Source organism: Nonomuraea roseoviolacea subsp. carminata, assembly GCF_024172185.1.
Lineage (GTDB): Bacteria > Actinomycetota > Actinomycetes > Streptosporangiales > Streptosporangiaceae > Nonomuraea > Nonomuraea roseoviolacea.
In genome coordinates this window covers 5,577,798-5,593,355 of sequence record NZ_JAMZEC010000001.1, presented here as the reverse complement: position 1 = coordinate 5,593,355, position 15,558 = coordinate 5,577,798, and the positions used below count along the sequence as shown (strand labels likewise).

Below are 15,558 nucleotides of genomic sequence, written 5' to 3'. Positions count from 1 at the left end.
TCGTGATCTCCCGTGCGGAGCGGGTGGCGAACTACGTCATCCTGTCGGCGTTCGCCGCGTTCGCGCTCTTCCCCGTCGTGACCATCCTCGGCGCCGCGCTCGGCCCCGACGACGCCGGCCCGGCCGGGCAGGCGTGGGGGCCGCACCTGGGCAACTTCGCGGCGGCCTGGGAGGCGGGACACTTCGGCACGTACCTGCGCAGCAGTCTGGCCGTGTCGTCGTTCGTCGTCGTGGTCAGCGTCGTGCTGTCGATCATGAGCGGGTACGCGTTCGGCACCATGCGCTTCCGCGGCCACACCGTGCTGTTCTACCTGTTCATGCTCGGGATCATGATGCCGAGCGAGGCCATCGCGGTGCCGCTCTACTTCGACCTGCGCACGCTCGGCCTCATCGACACGTTCTGGTCGGTCGCGCTGCCGCAGGTGGCGCTGTCGGTGGCGTTCGGCACGTTCTGGATGCGGGCCTACTTCCGGGCGAGCAGCCGGGCCATCGTCGAGGCCGCCCGCATCGACGGCGCCTCGACGTGGCGCACGCTGTGGCAGGTGCTGGTGCCGCCGGCCCGGCCCGCGATCGTCACGCTCACCGTGCTGGTCTTCATGTGGACGTGGAACGAGTTCCTCATCCCGCTGATCATGGTGACCAGCGAGTCGCTGCGGACCGCGCCGCTCGGCCTGGCCTTCTTCCAGGGCCAGTACACCTCGGGTTTCACGCTCCTCGCGGCCGGGTCGGTCATCGTGGCCACCCCGGTCGTGGTCTTCTACCTGTTCCTCCAGCGTCACTTCGTCCGCGGGCTGCTCCAGGGCGCGGTCCGCGAGTAATCACCGGAGGTTTCATGCGCAGACCCTCACCCCCCACGTCGCGGAGATGGGCGGTGGCCGCCGCGGCGGCCTCGCTCGCCCTCGCGGCCCTGCCCGCGCTCCCCGCCCCGGCCTCGGCCACCACCCCGGCGACGAGCCCGGTCTCGACCCCGGTCTCGACCTCGACCTCGCCCGCCGACCTCGACGTGCTGTTCGTCGGCGCCCACCCCGACGACGAGGCGTTCACGCTCTCGACGCTCGGTCAGTGGAACGAGGACCACCGGATCCGCACCGGCGTCGTCACCGTCACCCGCGGCGAGGGCGGCGGCAACGCCGTCGGCCCCGAGGAGGGCCCCGCGCTCGGCCTGATCCGCGAGGCCGAGGAGCGCACGGCCGTCGGCAAGGCCGGCGTCCGCGACGTCTTCAACCTCGACGACGTCGACTTCTACTACACGGTCAGCGCGCCGCTGACCGACCAGATCTGGGGCGGCGACACGCTGGAGAAGGTCGTCCGGATCGTCCGGCAGACCCGGCCCGAGGTGCTGCTGACCATGGACCCGGCGCCCTCCCCCGGTAACCACGGCAACCACCAGCAGGCCGCCCGCCTGGCCGTGCAGGCGTTCTACGCCGCGGCCGACCCGGCGGCCTACCCCGAGCAGATCACCCGTGAGGGGTTGCGGCCGTTCGCGCCGTCCCGGCTGCTGCAGGGCGGCGCGCGCGGCACCTCGCGCACCGGCCCCGACTGCGCGGCCACCTTCCGGCCCGCCAACCCGGCGCAGAACGTCTACGGCGTCTGGAGCGGGCGGCCCTCGGCGCGGCAGGGCGGCCGGACGTGGGCGGCGATCGAGCGCGAGGCCCAGCGCGCCTACGCCTCACAGGGCTGGGCCGTCTTCGGCGACGTGCCCACCGACCCGGCCCAGCTCGGCTGCGACTTCTTCACCCAGGTGGACGCGCGGGTGCCCTTCCCCGAGCCGGGCAGCGCGGCGGCCGCCGCGCCCACGGCCGTCCTGGACGGCGCCCTCGTCCGGGCCGACGGCGCGGTGCCGCTGGGCACGCAGCTCACGGTGCGGCCCGCCACGTTCGACGTGCGCCCGGGCACCGCGTTCAGCGTCAAGGTGACCGCGACCGCGCCGCCCCGCGAGCCGCTGGGCCGCTCGTCGGCGGCGCTGCGCGTGCCCGACGGCTGGCAGGTCACCGGCTCCGGCGACCTGGGCCGGCTCGCGCCCGGACGCACCGGGACGGCCACGTTCACCGTGACCCCGCCGCAGGGCGCGGCTCCCGGCGAGCGGGCGCGGCTCGCCGCGGCGCTCACGACCGAGCGCGGTTCCGGCTACACCGACCGGCAGGTCGAGGTCAGCCCGGCCGTGCGCGGGACGCAGCAGCTCCTGCCGCAGGTCGGCCAGTACGAGAAGTGGTCCGCCGAGGTCGGCGTGCCGCAGCTTCGCGGCCTGGTCACGCCCGTGCTCACGCTGCCGTCCGGCGGCTCGCGCCAGGTCGGCGTGGTCGTCACCAACGTGAGCGCCACGACGCAGTCCGGCACCGTGCGCCTGGACCTGCCCAAGGGCTTCACCGCCGACCGGGCCGAGGCGCCCTACAGCGGGCTCGCCGCCGGGGCGTCGGCGACGGTCACGTTCACCGTCACCAACACCGACACCTCGCTCAAGACGTCCAACGAGGGCGGCGACTACGCCTACACCATCACCACGACCAGCGGCGACGGCTCCAGCGTGAGCAAGCCGGCCCTGGAGCTCGTCCCCACGGCGGTCATCCCGAAGGCCGCCGCGGCGCCCGCCGTGGACGGCGCGGAGGGCGACGGCGAGTACGCCGGACCGGCCCTGGACATCTCGCGCCTGTGGGAGGGCACCGCCTGCGCGTCGGCGGCCGACTGCTCGGGCACGGCCAAGGTGACCTGGCACGACGACACCCTCTACCTGCTCGTCCAGGTCAAGGACGACGTGCTCGGCACCCGGCTGGCCGCCTCCGACTGCAAGCGGCACTGGCGTACCGACGCGGTGGAGGTGACGATCGACCCGCGCGGCACGTCGGAGAACACCTCCACGACGTTCAAGACGGCCGTGCTGCCGGTCACCGCCGAGGGGCCGCCGTGCGCGCTGCGCGACGCGGACAACCACCAGGGGGCCGCCACGGGCGTGCGGATCGCGTCCAAGGTGTCGTCCGGCGCGTACGCGGTGGAGCTGGCGATCCCGATGGAGCAGCTCCCGGGCGCGGTCGATCCCGCCCACCTCGGGCTGAACATCCTCGTGTACGACTCCGACACCCAGGACAAGACCGGCCAGACCCGGATCGGCTGGTCGACGTGGGGCGGCGTGCAGGGCGACCCGTACCGGTGGGGCGTCGCGACGCTGCCCGGTTACCAGCCGCCGGCGGGCCGGCCCACCACGCCGCCGGACCCGGTGATCCCGGCCACCGGCCTGTCGAGCCTGGACTCGCCGCAGTCGCTGGAGCAGGCGGTGCGGCTCGGGCTCCCGCTGGCGGGCGGCCCGGCGGCGAAGGCGTCGGAGAGCGGCGGGGTCACCTCCGCCACGGGCGGCCAGGCGGCGGTCAAGGTGACGCTGCGGGCGGCCGGTCCCGGTGAGGCGCACCTGTTCGTCCGCGACGGCCAGGGCACGGCGGGCAGCCGCGTCGTCAAGGTCGGCGGCAAGGGCGTCACGACGGTGAGCGTGCCGGTCACGCGGGCGCTCGGCGCCGACCCGGCGGTCGTGGCCGGGTGGCTGGCTCCGGGCGGCGGGACGACGGCGTCGCGAGCCGCCGTCCGCTGACCGGCTCCCCCGGGCACCATCGGAGGCCATCGCGGAAGCAGATCTTCCGCGATGGCCTCTACCTTTGCCGGCATGGACCCCCTGATCAGCCGCCGCGCCCTCAACCGGGCCACCCTCGACCGGCAGCTCCTGCTGCGCCGCGCCGCCCTGCCGGTGGTGGACGTGGTGGAGCGCCTCGGCGGCCTCCAGGCGCAGACCCCGCACACCTGGTACACCGGCCTGTGGAACCGCGTCGAGGACTTCGACCCGGCCGTGGCCTCCGGGCTGCTGGAGTCGCGGGCCCTGGTGCGCGTCGCGTTGCAGCGCTCGACGATCCACCTGGTGAGCGCGCGCGACTGCCTGGCGATGCGGCCCCTCCTCCAGGTGGTCACGGAGCGGATGACCCGCTCGGCGTTCGGGCGGCGCCTCGCGGGCGTGGACCTCGACGAGCTGGCCGCGACCGGCCGGGCACTGCTGAGCGAGGGGCCGATGACGTTCGCCGAGCTGGGCCGCGCGCTGGCCGAGCGGTGGCCGGACAACGACCCGAACGCGCTCGGGCAGGGCGTGCGCTGGCTCGTGCCGCTGGCGCAGGTGCCGCCGCGCGGGCTGTGGGGCCGCAGCGGCCCGGTCGCGCACGCCCCGGCCGACACGTGGCTGGGCGGCCCGGAGGTGCCCGCGATGACGGCCGCCGAGCTGGTGACGCGCTACCTCGCGGCGTTCGGCCCGGCGACGGTGAAGGACGCGCAGACCTGGTCGGGGCTGACCCGGCTGGCCGAGGTCGTGGAGGGGCTGGACCTGGTGCGCTTCCGCGACGAGGACGGCCGCACGTATTACGACCTGCCGGACGCGACCCGGCCGGGCGAGGACGTCCCGGCGCCGGTCCGCCTCATGTACGACTTCGACAACCTGTTCCTGTCGCACGCCGACCGCACGCGCGTGATCACCGAACGGGGCCGGGCCGCGCTCGGCGCGTTCACGGGGACGAACGTGGTGCCGCGCCTCATCCTGGTGGACGGCTTCGCGGCCGGCGACTGGACCGTCTCCCGGGCCAGGGGCGTCACCACGCTCACCCTGCACCGGTGGGAGCCGACCGCCCGCCTGGACGAGGCGGAGGCGGAGGCGCGGCGGCTGCTGGAGTTCCTGGCGCCGGGTGACGCGCACCGGGTCGCGGTCCTCGACGGACCCTCCATCCGTTCTGCATAGCACAACGATGTGCTGCATGTGCTGAACTCCGGGCGGCACTGACCGTAGGGTGGCGGCGTGCCGGAGCGGAACCAGTCGACCTCGCTGCGCCGGGCGCTGGCCGTGCTCGACCACGTCCGCGACAACAGCGGCCTCACGCTGACCCGGCTCGCGGAGGGCGTGGGCCTGTCCAAGAGCACCGTGCTGCGGCTGACCGCGCCGCTCATCGAGGCCCGGCTGCTCGAACGCGACCACCGGAGCGGCGTCTACCGGCTCGGCCACGGCACGCTCCGCCTCGGCCAGGCGTACCTCGCCACGCTCGACCTGCGCGCCGTGGCCGCCGAGGAGTCGCACCGGCTGATGACCGAGGCGCGGGAGACCGTCCACCTCGCCGTCCCCGACCCGCCGCACGTCGTCTACGTCGACAAGGTGGAGAACGAGACGAACGTCCGCATGGCCTCGCGCATCGGCAGCCGCGGGCCCGCGCACTGCACGGCCGTGGGCAAGGCGATCCTGGCGTTCCAGCCCGGCGACCCGGTCGAGGGGCTGGAGCTGGAGGCCCGTACCCGGCACACCATCACCGACCCCGACCGGCTGCGGCGCGAGCTGGCCGGCGTCCGGCGGCGCGGCTACGCGGTGGACGACCGCGAGAACGAGCCCGAGGTGCGCTGCGTCGGCGCGCCCGTCTTCAACCACACCGGGACCGTGGTCGCCGCCATCTCGGTCTCCGGGCTCACCTCGCGCGTCACCGCCGCGCGGGTGCGCGAGCTGGGCCCGCGGGTGGCCGCCGCGGCGGCACGGATCTCCGGAAAGCTGGGTGCGACGACCTGATGACCACACCGACCGACCTGGTGACGTTCGGCGAGAGCATGGCGCTGTTCACCGCCCGCCGCACCGGCCCCCTCCGCTTCGCCCGCGACTTCGACCTCGGCATGGGCGGGGCGGAGTCCAACGTCGCGATCGGCGTCTCCCGGCTCGGGCACCGGGCGACCTGGGTCGGCCGGGTGGGCGCGGACGAGTTCGGCGACCTGATCCGCGCCACGCTGCTGGGCGAGGGCGTGGACGCCCGCGTCATCACCGATCCCGCCGCACCGACCGGGCTGATGATCAAGGGCAGGCGCACGGCCGAGCTGGTCGACGTCCGCTACTACCGCGCGGGCAGCGCCGGCTCCCGCCTGACGCCCGGCGACCTGGACCCGGAGCTCGTCACGGGGGCCCGCGTCCTGCACGTCTCCGCCATCACGCCCGCCCTGTCTGCCTCCGCCCGCGAGGCCGTCCGGCACGCGATGACGCTGGCCCGCGCGGCGGGCGTGCTGGTGTCGCTCGACGTCAACTACCGGGCCGCGCTCTGGTCGCCCGCCGAGGCCGGGGCGTGGCTGCGCGAGGCGGTCGCGGACGTGGACGCGCTGTTCGTGACCGGCCCCGAGGGCCGGCTGATCGCCGACGTCGAGGAGCCCGCCGACCTGGCCCGCGCCCTGGCCGCGCTCGGCCCACGGCACGTGCTGGTCAAGGCGGGCTCGGCGGGCGCCCTGGAGCTGTCCGGCGACGTCGTACGGCACGCGGAGCCGTACCGGGTGACGGAGGTGGACCCCGTCGGGGCGGGCGACGCGTTCGCGGCGGGCTGGCTAGCCGGGTGGCTGTCGGGCTGCGACCCGGACGAACGGCTGCGCACGGCCTGCGCGGCGGGCGCGTTCGCGGTCACCTCGCAGGGCGACTGGGAGAGCCTGCCCCGCTCCGCCGACCTGCACCTGGTGCAGCGGCGCGCGGCGGACGGCGTCAGCAGGTAGCCGCCCTGGCCGGGCCTTCCCCGCGCGTCGCTCGCCGCTCGCCGCTCGCCACTGGTCACTCGCCGCTTGCCGCTCGGCGCTCGCCGCTCGGCACTCCGGCGCTCGTCACTCGTCGCCGAGGACCCGGTGTACGTACGCGACCGCCGGCGGGCCGTAGACCCGCATGACCTGAGCGATCGCGGCCTGCAGCCGGGGCAGTGACCACCCGGCCGGTCGCAGCGGCTCCGGTAGCTGGGGCGCGCGCAGGGTGTCGACCATGGTCCTGCCCAGCAGGCGGCTCAACGTCCGCAGCGCCTCCGCGTCGGCCGCGGGCCGGTCGGGCGCCGAGCGCACCGCCGCCTCCAGGACCTCGGCCTGCCGGTCGTACAGGTCGCTGAGCGCCCCGAGACCCCAGGCGTCGTACGCGGCGCGGGCGGCCTCGTCCGCTTCCATGGCGAGCGTGGCCCGGTGCAGCCGCACCCCCTCCGGCGGGGTGAGCAGCGACCCGAGCCCGGCGGAGCGGTCGGTGACCGCGATCAGCACCCCCTGCTGGAGCAGCCCGTACCCGGTGAGCAGCGCGGCCCGGCGCAGCGCGTCGCGGTAGGCGCGCTGTCCCTCCGGCACCTGGTAGAGCAGCGCGTGGAAGCGCCCGTCCCACTCCGGGACGGCGGCCGCGGAGCCCTGCCGGATCCGGACGAAGCCGGCGGCCAGGTCGCCGGCCATCCGGTAGCGCGTGCCGCCGCCGCGCCGCTCGCCGGTCAGGTAACCCTCCTTGCGCATGCGGGCGATGAGCGCGCGGGCCGCGGCCTCGGTCAGGCCGAGGTCACCCAGCAGCCTGGTCAGCGTCGTGCCGGACAGCTCCTCCCGGCCCGCCGCCCCGAACAGGAACGGCACCAGCGAGACCGAACGTCCCCGGGAGGGTCTTGCGGTCAAGCGAGGCGGTGATACGTTTTGTTTCACGTTCGTGAGTCTATTCGACACATCAAGAACGTGATCTTGTTTCGACGGAATGAGGAGGGTCCGTTGGCGAAGTTACGGGCCGTTGCCCTGAACTGGGGCCCGACGATCGCGTTCAACGTCGTCCTGCCCTGGCTGACGTACACGCTGCTGACCGACCGCGGCATGTCCGACGTCGCGGCGCTGGCCGTCTCGGCGGTCTGGCCGGCCGTCGAGGTGCTCGGCATCCTGCTGATCCGGCGCCGCCTCGACGACTTCGGCGTGCTCGCGCTGATCGTCGTCGGCCTCGGCGTGCTCGGCTCGCTGGTGTTCCAGGACGAGCGGCTGGCGCTGGTCAAGGAGTCCGCGGTGACCGGGCTGTTCGGGCTGGTGCTGCTCGGCTCCCTGCTGACGCCCCGGCCCCTGATGTTCTACTTCGGCCGCAAGTTCGGCACGGACGGCACCGACGAGGGGCTGGCCCGGTGGAACGATCTCTGGCAGTACGCGGGCTTCCGCCGGGTGCAGCGGATCCTCACCGTCGTCTGGGGCGTCGTCTACCTGGCCGAGGCGGTCGTCCGCTTCGCCCTGTCGTACGTGCTGTCCACCGCGGCGATGGTCACGATCTCCACGGTGCTGCCGATCGCCGTCACCGCCGCGCTGGTCACCTGGACCATCGCCTACGGGCGCCGCAGCCGTGCCGCGGCGGCCCGCAACAACCCGGCGGCGTTCGCCGCCCCGCAGGAGGGCGTCACGTGAGCGGGTGGCCGTTCGGGTGCGCGTCGCGCGACTCCGAGGCCGCGGGCTCCGGCACGACGGCCTTCTCGCGTGCGGCGGTTTCCTGTGCGACGGCCTTCTCGCGTGCGGCGGTCTCCTGTGCGACGGCCTCTCGTGTGACGGCCTCCGTCAGCGCGGGCGTCTCCTCGGCGGGCGCCTGCTCCAGGCTCGGCTGATCGCCCCCTTCGAGCTCCCCGGGCCCGGACGGCCCTTCCGCCGCCGGCGCTTCCCCGCCCTGTTCGGCCGTCTGTTCGGCGGCCTGGGGGGCGGCCTGCGCGGCCCGGTCGAAGAAGCGCAGCAGCTCGACCGGCAGCGGCATGATCAGAGTGGAGTTCTTCTCGGCGGCGACCTCCACCACGGTCTGCAGCAGGCGAAGCTGCAACGCGCCCGGCGTCTGCGACATGATGCCGGAGGCGTCGGCGAGCTTCTGGGCGGCCCGCAGCTCGCCGTCCGCGACGATCACCCGCGCCCGCCGCTCGCGCTCGGCCTCGGCCTGGCGCGACATGGAGCGCTTCATGGTGTCCGGGAGCTGGACGTCCTTGATCTCGACCCGGTCGATGTGGATGCCCCAGCCGAGCGCGGGGCTGTCGATCATCAGGGCGAGGCCGCGGTTCAGCTCCTCGCGGTTGGTGAGCAGGTCGTCCAGCTCGCTCTTGCCGATGATCGACCGCAGCGAGGTCTGCGCCACCTGCTCCACCGCGTGCACGTAGTCCTGCACCTCGATGGCCGCCCGCATCGGGTCCTTGACCCGGAAGTAGGCGACCGCGTCCACGCGGACGGAGACGTTGTCACGGGTGATGCCCTCCTGCGTGGGCACGGGCATCGTGACGATCTGGATGTTGACCTTCTTCATCCGGTCCGCGAACGGGATGAGCACCGTCAGCCCGGGTTGCCGGATCTCCTTCTGGGCCCGGCCGAAGCGGAAGATGATGCCCCGTTCGACCTGGTTGACCACCCGCAGGCTGCTGAGGACCACCAGGATGACGAAGAAGGCGATCACGGTGAGAATGATGTTGATGTCCATGACGGCATCCCTTCCATGTCGAGCCTAGGTCCCTGAGGACCTCCATGGGAGGGGAGCCGACGTCAGCCGATCGGGGTGACGTCCACGCCGCCGCACACCCTGCCCTCGGGGAGCGGGAGCGTCACGCCCGTCCCCCCGTCCGGGGGCGTGGCGCGCAGTCCGGCCGGGCTGACGCAGCCGGGCTCCACGACCGTCCAGTGCAGGACGGACCGCGCGCTCCCGCCGGTCTTCAGCGTCGCCACCGCGCCGGGCCCGTCCACGTGCCGCACGGTCACCGCGAGCGCCGCGCCGTCCGCGTCGAGCAGGGCGACGCCGGGATGGCCGGACACGACACAAGGGGCGCCGGAGATGTTGGTGAAGGTCAGCGGGACGTACCGGTTGCCCGCGCCTGGGTCGATCCGGCCGAAGCGGAGCTCCAGGTCGCCGGAGGAGCACGTGTCGGAAGCGACCGGACGCGCCGGCACGGGCTTCCGGGACACGACCGGGGGGACCGGACGTGTCTGGGCGAAGGCGGTGCCTGCCACCAGCAGGCCCAAGCCCACGATCCCGACAATCCCCAGCTTCCTCATCAATCTCACTTATGCCCCCTCCAAGCCCACCCAACGCCGCCGATACCCCACGGAACCCCAGCTAACGGACATGACACCCTTGAGCCACCTGATGCGCCGCCACCTCGGCGTCATGCGCCGTCAGCTTGGTGGCGGCATGAGCCATCACCTCGGCGTCACGTCCTCACCTCGCGCCCAGGCCAGCACGCGGCCCGCCAGCGCGGCGGGGTCCCCGGCCGCTCCCCCGTCGCGCGAGCCTCCGGACCCGAACGTCTCCGGAATCAGCGCGCGCCCCTGCCGGGCGTCGGCCAGCGCGTCCTCGATCTCCTCCTCCCCGTAGCCGCGCGCCTCCAGCCGTCGCCGCCGGACGTCGTCGGGGCAGTCCAGCAGCGCCCACCGGAGCGGCCCGTCCCACCTCGCGCCCGGCGCCAGCTCCTCCGCGTCCGGAACGGGGCAGAGCAGCAGCACGGGATGCCCGACCCGGCGCACCATGGTGACGATCCGCCCCCACAGCCGGTCGTAGGCGGGCCACACCGGGGCGGCCTCCGGCTCGGCGACAGGCACGCCGAGCAGCGCGCCGTCCTCCAGGATCTCGTCCATGTCCATGACGACCAGTCCGCCGGCCGCGCCCAGCAGGTACGGCATCAGGTACGTCTTGCCCGCGCCCGGCGCGCCCGTGAGAAGGCACAGCGGACCCTGCCCGGCCGTGAGTCGATCTTCCATGCGCGCGATCCTAGTGAGCCCGGACGCCCGCCGGATCCGCGGCTTGACCTTGACCCTGCGTCAGGGTTGCACCATCACCTCATGAGCACTTCGCAGCAGCCCCCGCTGGGGCACTTCCACCAGGTCGACGGCCGCCGGCTGTTCCTCCACCGCTCGGGCGCGGGCGGGCCGGCCGTGGTGTTCCTGCCCGGCGCCAGCGCCTTCGGGCTGGACTACCTCAACATCCATGAGCGCGTCTCCGCGTTCACCACCTCCGTCCTCTACGACCGCGCCGGCACGGGCTGGAGCGGCCCGGCCGAGCTGCCCCGCACCGCCGCCGACGTCGCGACCGAGCTGCGGGACCTGTTGCGGGCCGCGGACGTGCCGGGACCGTACGTGCTGGTGGCGCACTCCCTCGGCGGCGCCTACGCGCGGCGCTTCCTCCAGCTCTTCCCCGGCGAGGTGGCCGGGGTCGTCCACCTCGACGCGTTCAACGAGGACTGGGACGTCCACATGGGCGACGAGCGCCTGCGCCTGAAGCCCCAGCCGGTGCCGGGCACCCTGATGCTGCGCCTCGTCACCCTCCTCGCGCGCGGCCAGTACAGGAAGATGCTGGCCACCTGGCCGCGCGAGGTCCGCGAGGCGCTGCTGGCCCGCCACCTCACCGTCGAGTCGCAGCGGGCCGGCGCCCAGGAACGCGGCGACATGCCAGCGCTGGCCGCCGAGATCAAGGCCGCGGGGCCCGTTCCGGGCAGGCCGCTCATCGCGTTCACCGCGCTCGGCGTCGATCCCGCGATGAGGCTCATGATGCCGAAGCGGACCCTGACCGCGATGAGCGACGGCAAGGTCCGCCTCGGCGAGGCCCTGGCCGCGTCGGTGCCCGGGGGCGAGCACCGCGTGCTGGAGAACGCCCGCCACAGTACGATCTGCACGGACGAACCGGACGCCGTCGTCCAGGGCGTCCGCGATCTCTGGCAACGCGTGTGCTGAAGGGGCTCTCATTGCTCACCATTGGCCAGCTCGCCGCCCATGCCGGGGTGACGGTCCGCGCGGTCCGTCACTACCATCACTGCGGTCTGCTCGCCGAGCCCGAGCGTGACTCCTCCGGCTACCGCCGCTACGACGCCGCCGCGGTCGTCGACCTGATCCGGATCAAGACCATGGCCGACGCCGGCGTGCCGCTGGCCCGCATCGACGAGCTCCTCCACGCCGGGCAGGAGGAGTTCGCCGAGGCCGTCGCCGCCATCGACGACGACCTGCGCGCGCGGATCCGTGACCTGACCCGGCAGCGGCGGCGCATCGCCGAGCTGGTCGGGGGCGAGCGGCTGTTCCTGCCCGCGGAGGTCGTCGCCGTCCTCGAACGGCTGCGCGCCCTCGGCGTCAGCGAGCGGACGATCCGCATCGAGCGCGACATGTGGATCATGATGGCGGCGCAGTCGCCGGAGCTGCTTCCCGAGCTGCTCGCCGTGAAGAACGCCTCCTTCGACGACGCCGAGCTGATGCGCCTCTACCTGACCTGCGACGAGGCGTTCGACTGGGACCCCCGCGATCCGCGGCTCGTCCGGCTGGCCGCCGACATGAAGGCGTGGGCGGCCCGGCAGCAGGAGCACGAGGACGTCGGGCCGGGCACGCGCGCCCTGCTCGACGCCCACCTCACCGCGTCCTCCCCGGCCTGGGAGCGGCTGATGAGCCTGGTCGCCGCCCCGTAGCCACGGTCGCCCCAGCGAGGAACCCGGCGCGGGACCGCGACGCCGACCTTCAGCGCGAAGCCTCGGCGCGGGAGCTGCGGGGCGCGCTGCGCAGGGCGAACCAGGCCGCGGCGAGCCCGCACAGCCCGGCCGCCACGACGAGCGACAGCGCGGTGCCGGTCACCGTCCCGAGCCCGGCGCAGGCCCCCATGACGGCGACCCCGAGCGTGGCCCCGGTCTGGCGCACGGCGTTGAGCAGCCCTCCGGCCGCGCCGGCCGTGCCGGCGGGCGCGGCGGCGATGACGGCGGCCGCCAGTGCGGGCAGCACGAGCGAGACCCCGGTCCCGGTGAGCAGCAGCCCCACGGCCAGCCACCCGTACCCGGCGCCGGCGCCGACCGCCCACGCCAGCCCGCCGCCGCCCGCGGCGAGCAGCGCCAGCCCGGCCAGGATCGGGGGGCGCGGGCCGACCCGGGCGACGATCCGGCCGGTCAGCGGCGGGTTGACCACGAACGGCAGGGTGAGCGGCAGGAACGCAAGGCCGCTGGCCACCGCGCTCAGGTGGCGGCCCTGCTGGAGCAGCAGCGGCAGCACGAACAGGCCGCCGTTCAGGATGAAGCTCACCGCCGCCCCGGCGGCCAGGCCGGCCCGCACGCCGCCGCTGCCGAGGAGCGCCCGGTTCAGCACGGGGGCGTCGCTGCGCCGTTCGAGGACGGCGAACCCGCGGGCCGCCAGAGCCGTCACCACCACTGCTCCGGCGGCGTGCGCCCAGGAGCGCGAGCCCGCCGCGATGAGCGCGTCGGTCAGCAGCGCGAGCACCGCGCAGGCGGCGAGCTGAGCCGCCCAGTCGATCCGCCGCTCCCCTCGCCGGGCCCCTTCGCCGGAAGCCGCGAGTCCGTGGCGTCCCTCTTCGCCGGAAGCCGCGAGTCCGTGGCGTCCCGCCTCGCCGGAAGCCGCGGCGCCGCGGGACGCCCGCGGTCCCCGCCCGGCGGTCAGCGCCAGCACCAGCACGCCGATCGGCACGTTCACCAGGAAGATCGCCCGCCATCCGGCCAGGTCGACGAGCGCGCCTCCGGCGACGGGGCCCGCGGCGACGGCCGCGCCGCTGATGGCCGCCCAGGCCGCCACCGCCCGGGTCCGCTCGCCGGGGTCGGGGTAGAGCCGCGCGATGACGGCCATCGAGGCGGGCACGCAGGCCGCCCCCGCGGCGCCCAGCACCGCGCGCAACCCGACCAGCACCCCCAGCCCGGGAGCGAGGGCCGACAGCAGCGAGCCGAGCGCGAACACCGCCACACCGGCGCGGAACACCCGGTCGGCCCCGTAACGGTCGGCGACCGCGCCGCCGGACAGCAGCAGCGCGCCGAACACGACGGTGTAGCCGGTGGTGGCCCACTGGAGGCCGGCGATCGAGGTGCGCAGCGACGCGGCCAGGTCGGGCTCGGCGACGGAGAGCACCGTCATGTCGAGGAGCACCATGAAGTACCCGAGCGACACGCCGAGCAGCGCCGCGGCCCGCCCGCGACGGCTCGGCAGCTCAAGGGAGAGCGCAGGGGAAGAAGTCATGCGGCCCACTGTCGGTCCCGCCCCCACGCTCCCTCCACCGGCCGGACCGCAGGCAGCGTTCGGATTTTCCGAACGCTAGTCGTCGGAGGGCGGCGGGTAGTGGTGGATCTCCGCCCGGTGCCCCGTCGAGCCGGCGAACTTCGCGTCATCGGTGAGCAGCGGCACGCCCAGCAGTTCGGCGAGCGCCACGTACATCCCGTCGTAGGTGGTGAGGCTGTGGCGCAGTTCCAGCACCCGGGGCTGGAGCGGCAGCATGGGATGCCGCACGATCTTGAGCTCGGCGAACCGGTCCAGCATGAGGTGGCCCCGCCCGGCGGAGATGCGCTTCTCAGGCTTGCCGGTGATCACATGACCGCGCACCACCGAGGCGATCTCGACATCGATCAGGGCCGGCGCGTGCACAGTGCGGGCCAGCCGCCTGCGGAGCAGATCGTCGCCTTTCACGTTCGCCAGCAGGCGGAACACGATCGAGGCGTCGACGACCAGGCTCACCGGCGTCCCTCGCGCAACGTCTCGCGCACGAAGTCGGGGTCGTACGGCACCGGCTCGTCGGCGGCGATCTTGGCCATCACCTCGTCGGGCGTGGGGTGGGCGGCCTCTTCGTTCAGGAGGTCACGGAGATACGCCGCCAGAGACTTGCCCACGCGCTCGGCGCGCGCTTTGAGCGTCCGTTCAGTGGACTCCGGGACGTCTCTGATCTGGATGATCGCCATGCCTCCACACTAGCATGCAAGTTGCATGCACGCGCGGCGGAATGCCGTCAGCGGCCGGGCTGGTTGGCATGGGCGTGGAGTTGCGTCAGTTGCGGACCTTCGAGGCGGTCGTGCGGCACCGGACGGTGACGGACGCCGCCAACGCCCTGGACCTCGCCCCGTCCAGCGTCTCCGAGCAGATCCGCGTCCTGGAGAAGTCCCTCGGCGTGGCGCTGTTCGACCGGACGCCGAGGGGGATGGTCCTGACCGGGGCCGGGCGGCGGCTGCAGGGCTGGGCGCGGCGCCTGCTCGACCAGGCGGAGCAGGCGCGCCGCGAGGTGGCCGGGCAGCCGGAGGACGTCCGGCTGGGTGCGCTGGAGACGATCGTGGCCGCCTGCGTGCCACGCGTCCTGGCCAGGCTGGCGGAGCGGCGTCCCGGCCTGCGCGTGGAGGTGCTGCCCAGCGTGAGCCGCGACGACCTGCTCGCCGACGTGATCGCCGGACGGCTGGAGGCGGCGCTGCTCCTCGACACGGGCGAGGCCCTCGGCGGCCTGGGCTTCGCGCCGCCGCCCGCGCCGCTGACGTTCCTCGACGTGGACTCCGTGCCTCTCGTGCTGGTCGCCGCGCCCGGCCATCCGCTGCTCGGCCGGTCCGAGGTGTCCCCGGACGACCTGGCGGGCGAGCGGCTGCTGGTGAACGCGCCGAGCTGCTCGTTCCTCATGGCCGCCGACCGGCTGATCGGTCCCGGTCCGGAACGGCTCCAGGTGGGCGGGGTGCAGGTGATGCGTGCCTGGGCGGAGCAGGGGCTCGGGATCGCGCTGCTGCCGGGGTTCGCGGTGTCGGCCGCGCTGGGGGCGGGCACGCTCGCGCGGCTCGCGTTCCCGGCACCCGGCCTCAGCCTCCGCCTCGTCTGGCACGCCGACCGCGAGGCGACGCTCCCGGGGCTGCGCGACGTGCTGTACGCCGCGGGCACCCCGAACTAGCCGTTCCCCTTCGCCTCCGTCCGACGAATTCGCCCCGCCCGAGGGAAGCCCCGCGGCATCCGTTCCTTCCCGCGGGCTACTCCTCACGTCGTAGTCCGGCGGGCCGGAGCTCTCGCGGCGGTAGCGGCAGATGACTTCGCCCGACG

The 15,558-nt window shown here is 74.4% G+C and carries 16 protein-coding genes; 9 read left to right on the top strand and 7 right to left on the bottom strand.

Annotated features, from left to right (window positions below):
• The first annotated feature begins 2 nt into the window (after positions 1-2).
• The 5 genes from HD595_RS25905 to HD595_RS25885 all read left to right on the top strand — a co-directional run bounded on the left by HD595_RS25905 (position 3) and on the right by HD595_RS25885 (position 6,525).
• The gene (locus HD595_RS25905; protein WP_253773315.1) at positions 3-818 is read left to right on the top strand and encodes a carbohydrate ABC transporter permease; all 816 of its coding nucleotides are present in this window, start codon (positions 3-5) and stop codon (positions 816-818) included.
• Positions 819-871: 53 nt separating this feature from the next.
• Complete coding sequence (locus HD595_RS25900) at positions 872-3,577, top strand: sugar-binding protein (protein WP_253773314.1); 2,706 nt, start codon at positions 872-874, stop codon at positions 3,575-3,577.
• Between the two features lie 72 nt (positions 3,578-3,649).
• Positions 3,650-4,759, top strand: coding sequence for a winged helix DNA-binding domain-containing protein (locus tag HD595_RS25895; RefSeq protein ID WP_253773311.1), 1,110 nt, complete (start codon positions 3,650-3,652; stop codon positions 4,757-4,759).
• Between the two features lie 57 nt (positions 4,760-4,816).
• Positions 4,817-5,569, top strand: a complete 753-nt coding sequence (locus HD595_RS25890; protein ID WP_253773309.1) for an IclR family transcriptional regulator — start codon at positions 4,817-4,819, stop codon at positions 5,567-5,569.
• On the top strand, positions 5,569-6,525 hold the full coding sequence (locus tag HD595_RS25885) for a sugar kinase (protein ID WP_253773307.1): 957 nt from the start codon (positions 5,569-5,571) through the stop codon (positions 6,523-6,525). The genes HD595_RS25890 and HD595_RS25885 overlap by 1 nt, the downstream gene beginning before the upstream one ends.
• A 105-nt stretch (positions 6,526-6,630) precedes the next feature.
• On the opposite strand, the gene HD595_RS25880 is transcribed toward HD595_RS25885, so the two are convergent.
• Positions 6,631-7,437: a hypothetical protein gene (locus tag HD595_RS25880; RefSeq protein WP_253773305.1), complete on the bottom strand. Its 807-nt coding sequence runs from the start codon at positions 7,435-7,437 to the stop codon at positions 6,631-6,633.
• A 90-nt stretch (positions 7,438-7,527) separates the two neighbouring features.
• Between HD595_RS25880 and HD595_RS25875 the strand changes: the two genes are divergently transcribed.
• Positions 7,528-8,196, top strand: a complete 669-nt coding sequence (locus HD595_RS25875; protein WP_253773303.1) for a VC0807 family protein — start codon at positions 7,528-7,530, stop codon at positions 8,194-8,196.
• Here the strand turns inward: HD595_RS25875 and HD595_RS25870 are convergent.
• The 3 genes from HD595_RS25870 to HD595_RS25860 form a co-directional block, all read right to left on the bottom strand.
• Positions 8,189-9,238, bottom strand: coding sequence for a slipin family protein (locus HD595_RS25870; RefSeq protein WP_253773301.1), 1,050 nt, complete (start codon positions 9,236-9,238; stop codon positions 8,189-8,191). The two genes, HD595_RS25875 and HD595_RS25870, sit on opposite strands and share 8 nt — an antisense overlap.
• A gap of 62 nt (positions 9,239-9,300) precedes the next feature.
• Entirely contained in the window at positions 9,301-9,780 is a 480-nt protein-coding gene (locus HD595_RS25865) for a DUF4232 domain-containing protein (protein ID WP_253773299.1), read from the bottom strand.
• A gap of 171 nt (positions 9,781-9,951) precedes the next feature.
• Entirely contained in the window at positions 9,952-10,509 is a 558-nt protein-coding gene (locus HD595_RS25860) for an AAA family ATPase (protein WP_253773297.1), read from the bottom strand.
• Positions 10,510-10,590: 81 nt separating this feature from the next.
• On the opposite strand from HD595_RS25860, the gene HD595_RS25855 reads away from it, so the two are divergent.
• Positions 10,591-11,478, top strand: a complete 888-nt coding sequence (locus HD595_RS25855) for an alpha/beta fold hydrolase (protein WP_253773295.1) — start codon at positions 10,591-10,593, stop codon at positions 11,476-11,478.
• An 11-nt stretch (positions 11,479-11,489) separates the two neighbouring features.
• Positions 11,490-12,197 carry a MerR family transcriptional regulator gene (locus HD595_RS25850; protein WP_253773293.1) on the top strand — a complete coding sequence of 236 codons (708 nt, stop codon included), beginning with the start codon at positions 11,490-11,492 and terminating at the stop codon, positions 12,195-12,197.
• A 49-nt stretch (positions 12,198-12,246) separates the two neighbouring features.
• On the opposite strand, the gene HD595_RS25845 is transcribed toward HD595_RS25850, so the two are convergent.
• The 3 genes from HD595_RS25845 to HD595_RS25835 all read right to left on the bottom strand — a co-directional run bounded on the left by HD595_RS25845 (position 12,247) and on the right by HD595_RS25835 (position 14,450).
• Positions 12,247-13,737, bottom strand: coding sequence for an MFS transporter (locus HD595_RS25845; RefSeq protein ID WP_253773291.1), 1,491 nt, complete (start codon positions 13,735-13,737; stop codon positions 12,247-12,249).
• A 75-nt stretch (positions 13,738-13,812) separates the two neighbouring features.
• A complete protein-coding gene (locus HD595_RS25840; protein ID WP_253773289.1) occupies positions 13,813-14,229 on the bottom strand; it encodes a type II toxin-antitoxin system VapC family toxin in 417 nt (138 codons plus the stop codon).
• Positions 14,226-14,450 (bottom strand): FitA-like ribbon-helix-helix domain-containing protein, encoded by a 225-nt coding sequence (locus HD595_RS25835; protein WP_253773287.1) that lies wholly within the window; start codon positions 14,448-14,450, stop codon positions 14,226-14,228. Before HD595_RS25835 ends, HD595_RS25840 begins: the two co-directional genes overlap by 4 nt.
• A 68-nt stretch (positions 14,451-14,518) precedes the next feature.
• Here HD595_RS25835 and HD595_RS25830 point away from each other — a divergent pair, with 68 nt between their 5' ends.
• Entirely contained in the window at positions 14,519-15,412 is an 894-nt protein-coding gene (locus HD595_RS25830) for a LysR family transcriptional regulator (protein WP_253773285.1), read from the top strand.
• Positions 15,413-15,558: the final 146 nt, after the last annotated feature.